This is a genomic window from Herbaspirillum huttiense, from assembly GCF_047300815.1.
GTDB lineage: Bacteria > Pseudomonadota > Gammaproteobacteria > Burkholderiales > Burkholderiaceae_D > Herbaspirillum > Herbaspirillum huttiense_A.
This window is the reverse complement of sequence record NZ_CP178608.1, coordinates 3,415,236-3,432,021: the sequence shown is the minus strand read 5'-3', so window position 1 is coordinate 3,432,021 and position 16,786 is coordinate 3,415,236. Positions and strand designations below refer to the sequence as shown.

Sequence of the window (16,786 nt, the reverse complement as noted above, 5' to 3'; positions counted from 1 at the left end):
GATGGCCGATCACACCTCGCTGGTGCCGGTGCGCGCCTCCGAACTCGCCCTGGGTCGCCCCGCGCCCTGGCCGATCTACAACGATGCCGGCAAGCTCCTGCTGGCGCGCGGTACCTTGATCGATACGCCGGACCAACTGGCCGGGCTGATCGAAAACGGTCTCTACCGCAATGCCAACTGGATTGCCGAGCCGGATACCGAATCCGTGCCGCTGCCGCAGGCGCGCGACGTCTTGCGCAAGAAGCAGGGCGGCAAGAAGCCCTTGAAGCCCTCTGCGGCAGTGCGCGGCCAGGAAACCGTGATCACGCTGGAGGAGGTGCGCTGGCAGATCGGCGATACCTTGTGGCTGCAATTTGCCGACGACGCCGCGCAGCGCTACGCAGTGTCGCTGGTGGGCTGCCTGCCCAACCGCAGCATCCTGGTCACGGCACCACAAAAGGAGGGCAAGCAGCTCTTCGTGCGCGAGGGCCAGGGCTTCGTGGTGCGTGCCCTGACTGGTCGCCGTGCCTATGCTTTTGCGGCGCAACTGCTGAAATACCAACAGACGCCCTTCGTTTATCTTCATATCTCGCTGCCTAAAGAAATACGTTCCACCGTCATCCGCCAGGCCACCCGCGTGGCCGTGGGCGCAGAAGGCTATCTGGCGGTGGATGGCAGCCAGCCACTGGCGGCCAGCGTGATCGACCTCAGTCTGGCCGGTGCTTCACTGGTAGCGACCTCGCTGGCCGGCAAGGTGGCTGCGAAGAAGGGCGTGACGGGCAAGCTGCGATTCGTGGCCTCGGTGGCGGACCAGCAGCTGCCGCTGGAGCTGCCGGTGGTCCTGCGGGCGGTGGAGTCCTTGGGGGAGGCCGATTTCCATCAGTACGGGGTGGAATTCGCGCATCTGACGGTACGCGACAAGCTGGTGCTGTCCGCCTACGTCTATCAGGAACTGACGCTGCAGGAATAGGCGGCGCAACAGGGCAGGAGAATGTCTGCAGGAGGGGCTGTCCAAAGCTCGGCTTCGGTTAAAATTCAGCCCATGAAAATCCTCATCAGCAACGACGACGGCTACCTCGCGCCCGGCATCAATGCCCTGGCCGAAGCCCTCGCACCGATCGCCGAGATCACCGTGGTGGCCCCCGACAGCAATCGCTCGGGCAGCTCCAATTCCCTGACGCTGGATCGCCCGCTGTGGGTGGAACAGGCCGCCAACGGCTTCTACTATCTCAATGGCACGCCGTCGGACTGTGTCCACGTGGCGCTGACCGGCTTGCTCAAGGAGCGTCCGGACCTGATCGTCTCCGGCATCAACCAGGGCCAGAACATGGGCGACGATACGCTCTATTCCGGTACTGTGGCGGCCGCCACCGAAGGTTTCCTGTTCGGCATTCCTTCCATTGCGTTTTCGCAACTGCACAAGGGCTGGGGCGAGCTGGAATCGGCCGCGCGCATCGCCCGCGAGATCGTTGAACGCCGCTTCGACAGCCTGCCCAAGCCTTACCTGCTCAATGTCAACATCCCCAACTTGCCGTATGGGCAGATCAAGGGTAGCGTGGCCACCCGCCTGGGCAAGCGCCACATGTCCGAGCCGGTACACAAGCTGACCGACCCGCATGGCCGCGACCTGTACTGGATCGGCCCGGCCGGGGCTGCCAAGGATGGTGGTGAGGGCACCGATTTTCACGCGACGGCCAATGGCTACGTCTCCGTCACGCCGCTGCAGATTGACCTGACGCACACCGCACAACTGGACAATCTCAAGAAAGCGCTTGCATGAGCGACAAGCCCAGCCGCTTTCCGCTGAGCCTGTCCTCGGTGGTCGACAAGAAGAAGACCGCCAACGCCGGACGGGATGCGGCTGGCCGCCCCCAGGCCACGACCCAGACCGCGGCCAAGAACGCCGCCCAGTCGTCGCAGCGTGCGGCCTTGAAACCGGTGCAACAGGGCCTGGCCCAGGCGCTGCGCCCGCCGCCGGCAGCGCCGCGCGCTCCGGTGGCACCAGCCCAGCCGTTGCTGAGCGCCGCGCCGGCGCCGCGCACGGCCGTCAGGAACGTCATGACGGTGACCCAGACCAATGCTTCACATCATGCCTCGCCGCTGGCCTCGGAAGCGGTACGCAAGGCCATGGTAGCGCGCGTGGCCAAGCAGGGTGTGGCCGATGTGAAGGTGCTGGCCGCGCTGGAGGCCGTGCCGCGCCACATGTTCGTGGAGCCCGGCCTGGCCAGCCAGGCCTATATCGATGCATCCCTGCCGATCGGCCATCACCAGACCATTTCGCAGCCCTACATCGTGGCGCGCATGATCGAACTGATGCGCCAGAACCGCAACGGCGGCCGCCTGGACCGGGTGCTGGAGATCGGCACCGGCTGCGGCTACCAGGCCGCCGTGCTGTCGCGGGTGGCCGGCGAGGTATATTCCATCGAGCGCATCAAGCCCTTGCATGAACTGGCCAAGACCAATCTGCGTCCCTTGCGCGTGGCGAACATCCGCTTGCATTACGGAGATGGTATGCTTGGCCTGCCGCAGGTTGCGCCCTTTGATGGCATCATCCTCGCGGCGGCAGGTCTCGAAGTGCCGCAGGCCCTGCTGGAGCAGCTGGCCATCGGCGGCAGGCTGGTGGCGCCCGTGGGCGAACGCCAGCAGGTGCTGGAACTGATTGAACGTGTCGGCCAGCGCGACTGGCGCCGTACCACCCTGGAACAGTGCCATTTCGTGCCGCTGCGGCCGGGAACTGTGTAGGTCGGCAAAGCCCGGCATGAGCAGGACGCAATGAGCAAAACCGGCGGATATCAGGTCCGCCATGCATCATCGAACAGGGAACGGGCGGCAACAAGCACAAGCATCCAAGCCGCGGGTCGATGAAAAGAGCGGATGGGCAGGCGAGGGGGCCGCATTTCCCTGATGAACTTCTGGCGCTGGCTGCGTGTCAACTAGCGTCGTACAAAATCTAACGTAAGAGCATGAAGAAAATTCGTTTGGCTGTATTGGGCAGTGTCGTCAGTTTGCTGGCCGCCTGCGGCTCGACACCGAATCAGCAGCCGGCGCCCGTCGTCGAGCGCACGTCGAGCACCGCCAAGCCGGCCGATGCTGCTGCGGCTCCGGTGGTGCCGGCCCCGTCGGGACGTGGCTATTACACGGTCAAGAAGGGCGATACCCTGTATCGCATCGCGTTGGACGTCGGGCAGAACTGGCGCGACATCGTCGCCTGGAACAACCTGACCAACCCGAACGACATCAAGGTCGACCAGGTGCTGCGCGTGGCACCGCCCGACCGTGCCGGTCCGGCCCAGACGGCGACCGTGGCTGCCGCGCCGGGCGCAGGGCTGGATGTGAAGCCGCTGGGCGCACCAGGTGCCGCCGCACCGGCCGCAGCACCGATGGCCTCTGGCAGCAACAAGACTGGTCCGCGCGGTGACAAGCGCGCCTACTCGGAGAGCGCCCTGGCTGAACTGGAAAAGCCTGATGCTGCACCGGCAGCAGCACCTGCTGCAGCCCCTGCGGCTGTCGCCAAGCCGGAAGTGCCGCATGCAGCGGACAAGCCGGCGGCAGCCGGCCAGGCAGCCGTCGCCAGCGACGATGAAGGCGTGACCTGGATGTGGCCGGCCGAAGGCAAGGTGGTCGGCACCTTTGACGGTGGCAAGAAGGGCGTAGATATCGCAGGCAAGGATGGCCAGGCCGTCCTGGCAGCAGCAGGTGGCAAGGTCATGTACGCCGGTAGCGGCATTCGTGGCTATGGCAACCTGGTGATCATCAAGCACACCAACAACTTGTTGTCGGCCTATGCCCACAACAAGACCATCCTGGTCAAGGAAGGCCAGGCGGTGAGCAAGGGACAAAAGATCGCTGAAATGGGCAAGTCCGACAGCGACAGCGTCAAATTGCATTTCGAGATCCGCCAGCAGGGTAAACCTGTTGATCCTTCAAAATACTTACCGCCACGCTAGCGTATGACAAGCAATCGCCGCGATCACTTGCCAGACCAAGACCCTCGTGAAGAGGATATGGACGATCCCATTGAAGAGATCGACGAACCGGAAGTGATTGACGGCGATGCCCCCGACCAGCCCCAGGAGGCGGCCCCGGCCGAAGGCGTGGACGAGCTCAAGAAGGTGCTCGCCGCCGAACTCTCCACCGACACCACCCAGCATTACCTCAACAAGATCGGTGCCAAGCCGCTATTGACGGCCGCCGAAGAACTGCATTTCGCCACGCAGGCCAAGGCCGGCGAATTCGAGGCGCGCCAGAAGATGATCGAGCACAACCTGCGGCTGGTGGTGTCGATTGCCAAGCACTACATCAATCGGGGCGTGGCCCTGCTGGACCTGATCGAAGAGGGCAACCTCGGTCTGATGCGCGCCATCGACAAGTTCGAGCCGGAGCGCGGTTTCCGCTTCTCTACCTACGCCACCTGGTGGATCCGCCAGAGCATCGAGCGCGCCATCATGAATCAGGCCCGTACCGTGCGGCTTCCCGTGCATATGGTGCGCGAGCTGAACCAGATCCTGCGCGCAAAATATCACCTCGAAGCCCAGCAACGTGACGGAAGAGACGCCAGCGCCGAAGACATCGCGCACCTGGTCGACCGTCCGGTGGAAGAGGTGCAGGATGTGCTGGCGCTGTCCGAACATGCTGCCTCGCTGGACACCCCGCTGGATAACGACCCGCAGGCCAGCCTGATGGATCTCTTGCCCAGTGCCGTCGAAGAGCATCCCGACACCCGCGCCGAGAGCCAGGAAATGGCCTTGCTGATCCGCGAGTGGCTCAAGAGCTTGTCCGAAAAGCAACGTGTCGTGGTGGCGCGGCGCTTTGGACTGGACAACGACGATCCATCGACGCTGGAGCAACTGGCCGGCGAGATGGGCATCACCCGTGAACGCGTGCGCCAGGTGCAGCAGGAAGCCCTGGTCAAGCTCAAGCGGCTGCTGACCTCGCGTGGCGTGAGCCGCGACGCACTGTTCTAGGACGCATCCCCTAATTGCAGTGGTTTTCGCGCGTCGGCATGGTCCGGATGCGCTTGCTGCTTCCCTCGCGGTCCCGGATCGCGGACAATACCGCTTTTGTTTTTCGGCAGCGGGCTTCGGTCCCACCCTGTGGTTTCCCTCATGCAACAAGACATCATCATTGAAATCAAGTCGCTCGACATGGACGGGCGCGGCGTTGGTCACCTCGAAAACGAGGATGGCACGCAAGGCAAGGTCATCTTCGTCGAAGGCGCGCTGCCGGGCGAGCGGGTCAGTTTCCAGTCCTATCGCAAGAAACCCAAGTGGGAAGCGGGCGTGATGACCACGCTACACAGCGAGTCCTCCCTGCGGGTGAAGCCCAAGTGCGATTATTTCGGTACCTGCGGCGGCTGTGCCATGCAGCATCTGGAGCCGTCGGCACAGGTCGCCATGAAGCAGCGTGTGCTGGAAGACAACCTCTGGCACCTCGGCAAGACCAAGGCCGAGGTGATGCTGCGTCCGATTTACGGGCCGACCTGGGGCTATCGCTATCGCGCCCGCATCTCGGTGCGCCATGTGGCCAAGAAGGGTGGGGTGCTCGTGGGCTTCCATGAAAAGCGCTCGTCCTTCATTGCCGATATGAAGACCTGTGAAATCCTGCCGCCCAATGTCTCGGCCATGCTGGTGCCCCTGCGGGAACTGGTGGCAGCGCTTTCGATTCGTGACCGCATGCCGCAGATCGAGCTGGCCGTGGGCGAGGGGGACGATGGCGGCAAGGTCACCGTGCTGGTGTTGCGCATCATGGAGGCGCTGAGCCCGGCCGATGAAGCCCTGCTCAAGACCTTTGCCGACGAGCACAAGATCGAGTGGTGGCTGCAGACCAAGGGGCCTGATACGGCTGCGCCTTACTACCCGGCGCAATCGCGCCTGCAATATACCTTGCCTGAATTCGGCATCCGCATGCCGTTCAAGCCAACCGATTTCACCCAGGTGAATCACCAGATCAACCGCGTCCTGGTGGCCCGTGCGCTGCGCCTGCTGGATGTGCAGCCGCAGGATCGTGTGGCGGACCTGTTCTGTGGCCTGGGCAACTTCACGCTGCCCATCGCTACCCTGGCACGCGAAGTGGTCGGCATCGAAGGCAGCACGGCCCTGACCGAGCGCGCGCTGGACAATGCCAAGGTCAATGGCGTCGATGCCAAGACCAGCTTCTATTGCCGCAACCTGTTCGAAGCCAAGCCGGAGGATTTCGTGGCGCTGGGCAAGTTCGATCGCATGCTGATCGACCCGCCGCGCGAAGGTGCCATGGAAGTCTGCAAGGCCTTGGTGGAATTGCCGCCGGAACAGCAGCACCTGAAGCCCAAGCGTATCGTCTACGTCTCCTGCAACCCGGCCACGCTGGCGCGAGACGCCGGCATGCTGGTACATCTGGGTGGTTATGCGCTCAAGTATGCTGGCGTGGTGAACATGTTCCCGCATACGGCCCACGTGGAATCCATCGCCGTGTTCGATTTGCCCGAGTGAGATTGAGGGTAGCAGACGAAAAAAATGCCGGCTTGCGCCGGCATTTTTATTGCTAACGAAGCAATATTCGCGATATCAGTCGCGATTGCCGCCAACGATGCCCAGGATGGACAGCAGGTTGGCAAAGACGTTGTAGACGTCGAGGTAGATCGCCAGCGTGGCCGAGATGTAGTTGGTTTCGCCGCCGTTGACCACTTGTTGCACGTCATACAGGATGTAGGCCGAGAAGATGGCGATGGCCACCACCGAGATGGTCAGTTGCAGTGCCGGCAGGTGAAGGAAGATGTTGGCCAGCGAAGCCACCAGGATCACCAGTACGCCTGCGAAGAGCCACTTGCCCATGCCCGAGAAGTCACGCTTGGAGACGGTAGCGATGGTGGCCATGCCGCAGAAGATGATGGCGGTGCCGCCAAAGGCTGTCATGATCAGTCCGGCGCCGTTGGAGAAGCCCAGCGTGTACTCGATCAGGCGCGACAGCATCAGGCCCATGAAGAAGGTGAAGCCCAGCAGGAAGGCCACGCCCCAGCCGGTATTCTTGGTCTTCTCGATCGCGTAGAAGAAGCCGAAGGCGATCGCCAGGAACAGCACGAAGCCGATCATCGGGCTGGCGGCAAACAGGCTGAAATGCATCTGCACGCCCAGCCAGGCGCCCAGCACGGTCGGGATCATCGACAGCGCCAGCAGCCAGTAGGTGTTGCGCAGAACGCGGTTGCGTGTGGCCAGGCTCGTGGTCGAGTGGCCGAAGGTCGTGTCCAGTTGATTCATATGTCCTCCGAAGCGTTGAATGCGAGCCAGAGAATAGCACGATGGCTCACTGCTAAGACAAGTCTTCCCTCGCTCTGGTTCGAGATGCTGGCACTTTATATGCGGGTTATCTCCCGCTCAGCCTGGCCGGTTTCAATGCGCCAGGGCCAGCATACGGTGTCAAACAAGGTGAATTGACATGATATTTGATGGTTTCATGCTAAAATACAAGGTTCATTGAATTATCAATTCTTGGCTTTAAGCCATTATTTTTATTGGAGTTTTTCTCATGGCAATTGAACGCACCCTGTCGATTATCAAGCCCGACGCCGTCGCCAAGAACGTGATCGGCCAGATCTACAGCCGTTTCGAAAACGCCGGCCTGAAGGTCGTCGCTGCTCGCATGGCCCAACTGTCGCGCGCTGAAGCCGAAGGTTTCTACGCTGTGCACCGTGAGCGTCCTTTCTTCAAGGACCTGGTGGACTTCATGATCTCCGGCCCGGTGATGATCCAGGTGCTGGAAGGCGAAGGCGCCATCCTGAAGAACCGCGACCTGATGGGCGCAACCGATCCGAAGAAGGCTGAAAAGGGCACCATCCGCGCCGACTTCGCTGATTCCATCGACGCCAACGCCGTGCACGGTTCGGACGCTGAAGAAACCGCCAAGGGCGAAATCGCCTACTTCTTCCCGGCGCTGAACGTTTATTCGCGTTAATCTGTTCCTGTTTTTCATCGGTCTCCCGGGCTGGGGCGGAAACCGGCGCTGCAATCCCTGCGGCGTCTTTCTGCCTTGGTCCCGACCGCAAGCATCATGACTACAGCTCTCACCAATCTGCTGGATATGGATCCCGCGCAACTCGTCGCCTACTGCGGCGAGTTGGGTGAGAAGCCGTTTCGTGCAAAGCAGTTGCAGCGATGGATACACCAGTTCGGCGTGTCTGATTTCGATCAGATGACCGACCTGGCCAAATCGCTGCGCGACAAGCTCAAGACCCGCGCCGAAGTCCGTGCGCCGGCCATCATCAGCGACCATACCTCCACCGACGGCACACGCAAGTGGCTGGTCGACGTGGGCCAGGGCAATGCGGTGGAAACCGTGTTCATTCCTGAAGAAAACCGCGGCACGCTGTGCGTTTCGACGCAGGCGGGCTGTGCCGTGAATTGCCGTTTCTGCTCCACCGGCAAGCAGGGCTTCAACCGCAATCTCACCGTGGCCGAAATCATCGGCCAGCTGTGGATGGCGGAATTCGAATTGCGCAAGACCAAGGGCATCGAAGGCGGCCCCAAGGGCGAGCGCCAGATCACCAATGTGGTGATGATGGGCATGGGCGAGCCCCTGCTCAACTTCGAGCCGACCGTGACAGCCTTGCGCCTGATGCTGGACGACAATGCCTATGGCCTGTCGCGCCGCCGCGTCACGCTGTCGACCAGCGGCGTGGTGCCGATGATCGACAAACTGTCTCAGGAGTGCCCGGTGGCGCTGGCTGTTTCGCTGCACGCGTCCAACGATGCGCTGCGCGATTCGCTCATTCCGCTGAACCGCAAGCATCCGCTGCGCGAGCTGATGCTGGCCTGCAAGCGCTATCTTGAATTCGCGCCGCGCGACTTCATCACCTTCGAGTACTGCATGCTCGATGGCGTCAACGACACCGACACCCATGCCCGCGAACTGGTCGCGCTGGTGAAGGAAGGCGAGACTGCCATCCCCTGCAAGTTCAACCTGATTCCCTTCAATCCCTTCCCCGAGTCGGGCTTGAAGCGCTCGCACAATCCGCGCATCAAGGCGTTTGCGCAGATCCTGATGGATGCAGGCATCGTGACCACCATCCGCAAGACTCGTGGAGACGACATCGATGCCGCCTGCGGCCAGCTGGCCGGGGAAGTGAAGGATCGTACGCGGGTGCAGGAACGCATGCAGAAAATGGCTGAATACCAGGCCAAATTCGGCAAGGACTTTGGCCGCATCGTGGAGATCTCCGGGTGACGGCAGGGTGGTCCCATGTCCTTGCTGGTCCTGCGGTACCAGCCTTCGCCGCCACGGCGAGGGATCAGTTGCCGCTTTTTACAGAATGGGTAACGGGGGCGTCGATGCTGCGCTGGGGCGCAGGCATCGCACGTCCTTTTTGTGTTTTTGCTGAAATGATCGTCCGTTCTGCCGTTATGGTTCAGGATGGGCTGAAGTTGTCGAATTGCCCCGGAGGGACGCGGCAGGTGCCGCGCAGGGACGCTCCAGAAGAATCCGGCCAGGGCCGGCTAAAAAAAGCTTTTCCATGTGGAGCATTTGATGAGTGATCAACAAATGAACGAAATGTCGTCGCAGCAACCGCAAGATCCTGGTCCATCGTCCCCGGCCCAGGTCTTGCCCGGTGCCGCGCTGGCGGCGGCACGTCAGAAGAAGGGCTGGACCATCGAGCAGGCGGCCAGCCTGGTGAAGCTGGCCCCGCGCCAGATCCAGGCGATTGAAGCGGACAATTACGCAGCTTTGCCCGGCCTAGCCGTGGCGCGCGGTTTCGTGCGCAGCTATGCCAAGGTGCTGGGGCTGGATGTGAATAGCGTGACGGCGTCCTTGCCGCAGGAATCGGCCGTGCAGCAGCGCGACCACATCGTGCCGCAGCACCAGCTCTCCACGCCGTTCTCGGAAGGTCCGCTGCCGGCCATGATGATGAGCACGCGCGGCAACAGCTCGGCCTTGCCCATCGTCGCAGGTGTGGTGGTGCTCGCCCTCCTGGCAGGCGCGGCAGCCGTGCGCTGGACCGAACTCGCGGCCAATGTGCCGCAGCTGGCCTTCCTCAAATCGCACCACGAGGAAGCGGCAGCAGCGCCAGGTACTTCTGCGGATGCGCAGAATGCGCAGCCGGCCGAAACCGCTTCCACTGACACTCCGGTGAATGCCCGCGTTGAAACGATCACGCCCGCACCCGCCGAGGAGCCCACAAAGCCTGCTGCTCCCGTTGTGGAAGCGCCCGCACCGGTAGCCCCGACCCCGGCGGCAGCCAAGCCGGAACCGGTCCAGGTCGCCACGCCAGCGGCCAGCCAGCCGGCTTCCACGCCGGCCCCGGCGGCGGCCTCAGCGCCCGCGTCTGCCGCATCGGCTGCGCCCGCCCAGATGGCCTCGACCACCGTACCCAGCGGGCTCAACATCGTCAACAGCAAGGATCTGCTGCGCCTGACCTTCCGCGAGGATTCCTGGGTGGAAATCCGTCGTGCCGACAAGAGCACCGTGATTTCGCGCCTGCTCAAGGCCGGTACCACCGAGACCTTCGACGTCTCGGACGCCACGACCCTGATCATCGGCAATGCCGCCGGCGTCGACGCCAGCCTGCGCGGCCAGCCGCTGGACCTGAAAACCCCGGGCGGCAGCAATGTTGCACGCCTGAACCTGAACTGAGCCGACTGCCCATCATGTCTTCCTTCCCGATCGCCTCCGGGCCGCTGGCCCGCCGCAACAGCCGCCGCGTGGTCATCAGCCATGGGGCGCGCGAGATCATCGTGGGTGGCGGTGCCCCCGTCATGGTGCAATCCATGACCAACACCGACACCGCGGATGCCATCGGGACCGCCATCCAGATCAAGGAACTGGCGCGCGCCGGCTCCGAGATCGTGCGCCTGACCGTCAATACGCCGGAGGCCGCCGCTGCCGTGCCGGCTATTCGCGAGCAGCTCGACCGCATGGGCGTGGATGTGCCGCTGGTAGGCGATTTCCACTACAACGGCCACACCCTGCTGACCGACTATCCGGAGTGCGCCCAGGCGCTCTCCAAGTACCGTATCAATCCTGGCAACGTGGGCAAGGGCGCCAAGCGCGATACCCAGTTCGCCCAGATGATCGAAGTGGCCTGCAAGTACGACAAGCCGGTGCGCATCGGCGTGAACTGGGGCAGCCTGGACCAGGCGCTGCTGGCACGCATCATGGACGAAAACGCCGGTCGTGCCGAGCCGTGGTCGGCCCAGGCGGTGATGTATGAAGCCTTGGTCACCTCGGCCATCGAAAACGCCCAGCGGGCCGAGGAGTTGGGCATGTCGGGTGACAAGATCATCCTGTCCTGCAAGGTTTCCGGCGTCCAGGACCTGATCGCGGTCTATCGTGAGCTGGCGCGTCGTTGCGACTACCCGTTGCACCTGGGCCTGACCGAGGCCGGCATGGGCAGCAAGGGCATCGTGGCTTCCACGGCGGCGTTGTCGGTGCTGCTGCAGGAAGGCATTGGCGACACCATCCGCATCTCGCTGACCCCCGAGCCGGGCGGCGACCGTACCAAGGAAGTGGTGGTCGGCCAGGAAATCCTGCAGACCATGGGCCTGCGCAAGTTCACCCCGATGGTGATCGCCTGCCCGGGCTGCGGCCGCACCACCTCGACCGTGTTCCAGGACCTGGCCGACAAGATCCAGACCTTCCTGCGCGAGCAGATGCCGGTCTGGAAGGGCAAGTATCCCGGCGTGGAAGGTATGAACGTGGCCGTCATGGGCTGCATCGTCAATGGTCCCGGTGAATCCAAGCACGCCAACATCGGCATCAGCCTGCCGGGCACCGGCGAGTCGCCGGCGGCACCGGTGTTCATCGATGGCGAGAAGAAGATGACCCTGCGCGGCGAACGCATCGCCGAGGAATTCCAGAACGTGGTGCTGGAGTACGTCGAATCGCATTACGGTCAGGGCAGCCATTCCTGACCACCGTGAAGCTCGCCACCATAGGGCGTTGCGGGCCATGCAGTACACTTGCGCTGGTGCGTCGCACGAAAGATGCGTCAGCTACCAGTTTCCAGAAATGAAGTAAAAAGCAAAAACTCCGGGTTTCGGTATGTCAGAACAAAAGAAAGTCGAAAAAATCGTTGGCGTCAAAGGCATGAATGACATCCTGCCGGCGGATGCCCCGTTGTGGGAGCTGTTCGAAAACACCGTGCAATCGGTGCTCAAGAGCTACGGTTTCCAGCAGATTCGTACCCCCATCGTCGAGCCGACCGCGCTGTTCGCGCGCGGCCTGGGCGAGGTGACCGACATCGTCGAGAAGGAAATGTATTCCTTCACCGATTCCATGAACGGCGACAACCTGACCCTGCGTCCGGAAAACACTGCCGGCGTGGTGCGTGCCGCGCTGGAGCACAACCTGACCTATGACGGCCCCAAGCGCCTGTGGTATGTCGGCCCCATGTTCCGCCATGAGCGTCCCCAGCGCGGCCGCTATCGCCAGTTCCACCAGGTCGGTGCCGAAGCCGTGGGCTTCAGCGGCCCGGATATCGATGCCGAACTGATCATGATGTGCCAGCGCCTGTGGGATGACCTGGGCCTGTCCAACATCCGCCTGGAACTGAACTCCATCGGCAACGCCGAAGAGCGCAACAAGCACCGTGCCGACCTGATCGCCTACTTCGAACAGCACAAGGACCTGCTGGACACCGACGCCCAGCGCCGCCTGCACGCCAACCCGCTGCGCATCCTGGATACGAAGAATCCTGCCATGCAGGAGATGGTGAACGCCGCGCCCAAGCTGCTGGATTACCTGGGTGAAGAATCGCGCGCGCACTTCGAGGGCGTGCAGAAGATCCTGCGCCACAACAATATTCCCTTCACCATCAACCCGCGCCTGGTGCGCGGCATGGACTACTACAACCGTACCGTGTTCGAGTGGGTCACCGACCAGCTGGGCTCGCAGGGCACCGTCTGTGGCGGTGGCCGCTACGATCCGCTCATCGAAATGTTCGGCGGCAAGCCGACCCCGGCCTGTGGCTTTGCCATGGGCGTGGAACGCCTGCTTGAGCTGATGAAGGCCAATGGCGAGCAGTATGCACCGAACCAGTGCGATGTCTATCTGGTCCATCAAGGCGAAGAAGCGCAATTGCAATCTTTCGTTCTGGCTGAACGTTTGCGGACTGCCGGGCTCGATGTTGTGCTACATTGCGCATCGTCCAATGGTGGTGGATCGTTCAAGGCGCAGATGAAGCGCGCCGACGCCAGCGGTGCTGCCTTTGCCGTGATCATCGGTGAAGACGAGCTCAAGGCCGGGACTGCTACCGTCAAGCACATGCGCGAAGGCCATGCTGAGGAAGGGCGCGCCAACCAGAGCAACATCGCCTTCGACGGCGTGGTCGACTACATCGTGGAACAGATCGTCGGCGATCATGACCATGATCACGACCACGTGCACTATCACCCCTGAAGACCCGTCCACCTCGACCGTCAACTTATCTAAACGCAGAGTTACATGGCATACGATCTCGAAGAACAAGAACAGCTTGATTCCATCAAGGCCTGGTGGGCGAAATACGGCAACCTGGTGACCTGGGCGCTGATCATTGCGCTGGCCGCCTACGCCGGCTGGACCGGCTGGAACACCTGGCAGGGCCGCCAGTCGGCGCAAGCCTCGGTGCTCTACGAAGAACAGCAGAAGTCGCTGGCAGCCAAGGACAATGCGAAGGTGCAACGCGCCGCCGCCGACATCCAGGACAAGTTCAGCGGTACCGCCTACGCCGAGATGAGTGCCCTGGTGGCAGCCAAGTCGGCCTTCGATGCCAACGACCTGGACGCGGCCAAGAAGCAGCTGCAATGGGTGATCGACCACGGCCGTGGCAAGGAATACAAGGCCATCGCCGCCGTGCGCCTGGCTGGCGTGCTGCTCGATGCCAAGTCGTACGACGAAGCGCTGAAGGTCTTGTCGGGCGACTATCCCGCCCAGTTCGCCGGTGCCATCGCCGACCGCAAGGGCGATGTGCTGGCGGCACAAGGCAAGCGTGACGAAGCCCGTAGCGCCTACAAGCTCGCGCTGGAAAAGAGCGACGCCAAGGATCCGGGTCGTCAGTTGATCCAGATCAAGCTCGACGCCATCGGCGGCGAAGCGCCCAAGGCCTGAGGCCGGCGCTCGCGCCACTGAAGAATGCTCCGGGTCCCGGTTCGCTGCGGCGCGCCGGTGGCCTGGCGGGTTGCAGATGCAAGCCCGAATTGAATCGCAATCCCACCGCGAATCCATCCATCGCTTAGAGGAAACAGAATATGCGTAGTGTGACAGCCACTGCTGCCAAGGCAACATCCTTTGCTCGATCCCGCCGCGCCGGCAAGCTGGCGCTGAATGTGGCCGCCATGGCGGCCGTGGTGGCCTTGTCCGGCTGCTCGCTGTTCTCCGGCAAGAAAGATCCGAATCCGCCGGCCCCGCTGGTCGAATTCACCCAGAAGATGCGTGCCCAGGCGGCCTGGACGGTGTCGGTCGGCAAGGCCGGCAGCTATCAGTTCAGCCCGGCCTTTGCTGCCGGCAGCGTCTTTGCCGCGGCCAATGATGGCACCGTGGTACGCATCAACGCCCAGAATGGCCAGACCCTGTGGCGCAGCCGTGCGGAAGGCAACCTGACTGCTGGTGTCGGCAGCGATGGCAGCACCGTGGTAGTGGTGGCCGAGAAGGGCCGTATCCAGGCCTTCGATGCCGCCTCCGGCAAGCCGACCTGGAGTGCCCAGGCGGCCAGCGAAGTGCTGTCGGCGCCGGCCGTGGGTGAGGGCCTGGTGGTCATTCGCAGCATCGACAACCGCGTGACCGCGTATGATGCTGACAATGGCACGCAGCGCTGGATGGTCCAGCGCAACGTGCCGTCGCTGACCCTGCGCAATGCGCCGGGCATCGTGATCGGTTCGCAGACCGCCTTCGTGGCCCTGCCGGGTGGCCGTCTGTCGGCCCTGGCACTGAACAATGGCGGTCCGCGCTGGGAAGTGCCGGTGGGTGATCCGCGCGGCACCACCGAGCTGGAACGCATCTCCGACGTGTCGGGCGTGCCGGCGCTGGGTTCGCGTGATATCTGCGCGGTGTCGTACCAGGGCCGTATCGGCTGCTTCGATTTGCTCAACGGCAATGTGCGCTGGATCAAGGAGTTTTCCAGCGATGTCGGCGTCAATCTGGATGACGCCTACGTTTATGCGGCCGACGTCAACGGTACTGTTACCGAGTTCGCGCGCGATACCGGTGCCGTGATCTGGCGCAACGACCGCCTGAAGAATCGCCAGCTGTCCAGCCCGATCGCAGTGGGCCGTGCGGTGGCGGTGGCTGACTTCCAGGGTTATATTCACTTCCTGTCGCGGGAAGATGGTGCCTTCGTGGCCCGTCTGGCTACCGATGGCAGTGCTGTCCAGGCGGCGCCGGTTTCGACCGGTTCGTCTGTCGTTTTCCAAACCAAATCAGGAACCGTGGTCTCCGTCGTCGCTGAATAAGTGACGAACGACCCCCAAGAAAAGAAATGAAACCGGTAATTGCACTTGTAGGCCGTCCCAACGTCGGCAAATCGACGTTGTTCAACAGGCTCACCCGCAGCCGCGATGCGCTTGTGGCGGACCTGCCCGGCCTGACGCGCGATCGTCACTACGGCGAAGGCCGGGTCGGCGAACGTCCGTTCCTGGTGATCGATACCGGTGGCTTCGAACCCGTCGCCAAGGACGGGATCATGTATGAGATGGCCAAGCAGACCAAGCAGGCAGTGGTCGAGGCCGACATCGTGGTGTTCATCGTCGACGGCCGTCAGGGATTGACGCCGCACGACAAGACCATCACCGACTTCCTGCGCAAGTGCGGCCGTTCCGTGCTGCTGGTAGTCAACAAGTCCGAAGGCATGAAGTACACCTCGGTCACCGCCGACTTCTACGAGCTGGGCATGGGCGATCCTTACGTGATCTCCGCCGCTCACGGTGACGGCGTGGCCGACCTGGTGGAAGAAGCCCTGGATCAGGTCGACGCCCAGCGCGCCCAGGAGCCGGAAGCCGAAGAGCCGGCCGTGCGCGGTACCAAGATTGCCATCGTCGGCCGTCCGAATGTGGGCAAGTCGACCCTGGTCAACACCCTGCTGGGCGAAGAGCGCGTGATCGCCTTCGACATGCCGGGCACGACCCGTGATTCCATCGAGATTCCGTTCGAACGCGAAGGGCGTCATTACACCCTGATCGACACCGCCGGTATCCGCCGTCGTGGCAAGGTCTTCGAGGCCATCGAAAAGTTTTCCGTGGTCAAGACCCTGAAATCGATTTCGGACGCCAACGTCGTGCTGCTGCTGCTGGATGCGCAGCAGGATATTTCCGAACAGGATGCCCACATCGCCGGGTTCGTGCTGGAGTCGGGCAGGGCGCTGGTGGTTGGTGTGAACAAATGGGATGGCATGGAAAGCGACCAGCGCAACCAGATCAAGATGGATCTGGAGCGCAAACTGAATTTCCTTTCCTTCGCCAAATTCCACTTCATTTCAGCCCTGAAGTCGACGGGCATCGGTCCGCTGATGAAGTCCATTGACTCGGCTTACGCTGCGGCCATGGCCAAGCTGAGCACGCCGCGCTTGACGCGGGCGCTGGAAGAGGCGCTGGAACACCAGCAACCGCGCCGCAAGGGCTCGATCCGCCCCAAGCTGCGCTATGCGCACCAGGGTGGCCAGAATCCGCCGGTGGTGGTGATCCACGGCAATGCCCTGGAAGCCATCGACGACAACTACAAACGTTATCTGGAAAAGCACTTCCGGGAAACTTTCTCCCTGGTGGGCACTCCACTGCGTATCGAGTTCAGGTCGGGCAAGAATCCTTTCATCCGGCAGGAAAAATAATCGTAAATCCTGCTATTCGATCAATGTTTTTGGCGTTGGAGCGAA

15 protein-coding genes are annotated in these 16,786 nt (G+C 62.6%); 14 read left to right on the top strand and 1 reads right to left on the bottom strand.

The window, feature by feature from the left end; all coding sequences use genetic code 11:
* Position 1 precedes the first annotated feature (1 nt).
* The 6 genes from ACLRDN_RS15740 to rlmD all read left to right on the top strand — a co-directional run bounded on the left by ACLRDN_RS15740 (position 2) and on the right by rlmD (position 6,446).
* Positions 2-949, top strand: coding sequence for a flagellar brake protein (locus ACLRDN_RS15740; protein ID WP_413457049.1), 948 nt, complete (start codon positions 2-4; stop codon positions 947-949).
* 72 nt (positions 950-1,021) lie between these two features.
* The gene (gene surE / locus ACLRDN_RS15735) at positions 1,022-1,759 is read left to right on the top strand and encodes a 5'/3'-nucleotidase SurE (RefSeq protein ID WP_413457048.1); all 738 of its coding nucleotides are present in this window, start codon (positions 1,022-1,024) and stop codon (positions 1,757-1,759) included.
* Positions 1,756-2,721: a protein-L-isoaspartate(D-aspartate) O-methyltransferase gene (locus tag ACLRDN_RS15730; RefSeq protein ID WP_413457047.1), complete on the top strand. Its 966-nt coding sequence runs from the start codon at positions 1,756-1,758 to the stop codon at positions 2,719-2,721. The genes surE and ACLRDN_RS15730 overlap by 4 nt, the downstream gene beginning before the upstream one ends.
* Positions 2,722-2,942: 221 nt before the next feature.
* Complete coding sequence (locus tag ACLRDN_RS15725; RefSeq protein ID WP_413457046.1) at positions 2,943-3,926, top strand: peptidoglycan DD-metalloendopeptidase family protein; 984 nt, start codon at positions 2,943-2,945, stop codon at positions 3,924-3,926.
* A gap of 3 nt (positions 3,927-3,929) precedes the next feature.
* Positions 3,930-4,943, top strand: coding sequence for an RNA polymerase sigma factor RpoS (gene rpoS / locus ACLRDN_RS15720; protein ID WP_413457045.1), 1,014 nt, complete (start codon positions 3,930-3,932; stop codon positions 4,941-4,943).
* A gap of 141 nt (positions 4,944-5,084) precedes the next feature.
* Positions 5,085-6,446: a 23S rRNA (uracil(1939)-C(5))-methyltransferase RlmD gene (gene rlmD / locus ACLRDN_RS15715; RefSeq protein WP_413457044.1), complete on the top strand. Its 1,362-nt coding sequence runs from the start codon at positions 5,085-5,087 to the stop codon at positions 6,444-6,446.
* 75 nt (positions 6,447-6,521) lie between these two features.
* Here rlmD and ACLRDN_RS15710 read toward each other — a convergent pair whose 3' ends face one another.
* Entirely contained in the window at positions 6,522-7,211 is a 690-nt protein-coding gene (locus ACLRDN_RS15710) for a Bax inhibitor-1/YccA family protein (RefSeq protein ID WP_039785351.1), read from the bottom strand.
* A gap of 268 nt (positions 7,212-7,479) precedes the next feature.
* On the opposite strand from ACLRDN_RS15710, the gene ndk reads away from it, so the two are divergent.
* The 8 genes from ndk (at position 7,480) to der (ending at position 16,741) form a co-directional block, all read left to right on the top strand.
* Entirely contained in the window at positions 7,480-7,905 is a 426-nt protein-coding gene (gene ndk / locus ACLRDN_RS15705; protein WP_034333977.1) for a nucleoside-diphosphate kinase, read from the top strand.
* A 96-nt stretch (positions 7,906-8,001) separates the two neighbouring features.
* Positions 8,002-9,174: a 23S rRNA (adenine(2503)-C(2))-methyltransferase RlmN gene (gene rlmN / locus ACLRDN_RS15700; protein ID WP_034333976.1), complete on the top strand. Its 1,173-nt coding sequence runs from the start codon at positions 8,002-8,004 to the stop codon at positions 9,172-9,174.
* Between the two features lie 300 nt (positions 9,175-9,474).
* A complete protein-coding gene (locus ACLRDN_RS15695) occupies positions 9,475-10,578 on the top strand; it encodes a helix-turn-helix domain-containing protein (protein WP_413457043.1) in 1,104 nt (367 codons plus the stop codon).
* Between the two features lie 14 nt (positions 10,579-10,592).
* Positions 10,593-11,855 carry a flavodoxin-dependent (E)-4-hydroxy-3-methylbut-2-enyl-diphosphate synthase gene (gene ispG, locus ACLRDN_RS15690; RefSeq protein ID WP_413457042.1) on the top strand — a complete coding sequence of 421 codons (1,263 nt, stop codon included), beginning with the start codon at positions 10,593-10,595 and terminating at the stop codon, positions 11,853-11,855.
* A gap of 130 nt (positions 11,856-11,985) precedes the next feature.
* A complete protein-coding gene (gene hisS / locus ACLRDN_RS15685; protein ID WP_413457041.1) occupies positions 11,986-13,341 on the top strand; it encodes a histidine--tRNA ligase in 1,356 nt (451 codons plus the stop codon).
* Positions 13,342-13,386: 45 nt separating this feature from the next.
* Entirely contained in the window at positions 13,387-14,031 is a 645-nt protein-coding gene (locus ACLRDN_RS15680; RefSeq protein WP_154133636.1) for a YfgM family protein, read from the top strand.
* 140 nt (positions 14,032-14,171) lie between these two features.
* Complete coding sequence (bamB, locus tag ACLRDN_RS15675; RefSeq protein WP_413457040.1) at positions 14,172-15,371, top strand: outer membrane protein assembly factor BamB; 1,200 nt, start codon at positions 14,172-14,174, stop codon at positions 15,369-15,371.
* Between the two features lie 26 nt (positions 15,372-15,397).
* Complete coding sequence (gene der, locus ACLRDN_RS15670) at positions 15,398-16,741, top strand: ribosome biogenesis GTPase Der (protein ID WP_039785362.1); 1,344 nt, start codon at positions 15,398-15,400, stop codon at positions 16,739-16,741.
* The last annotated feature ends 45 nt before the right edge of the window (positions 16,742-16,786 follow it).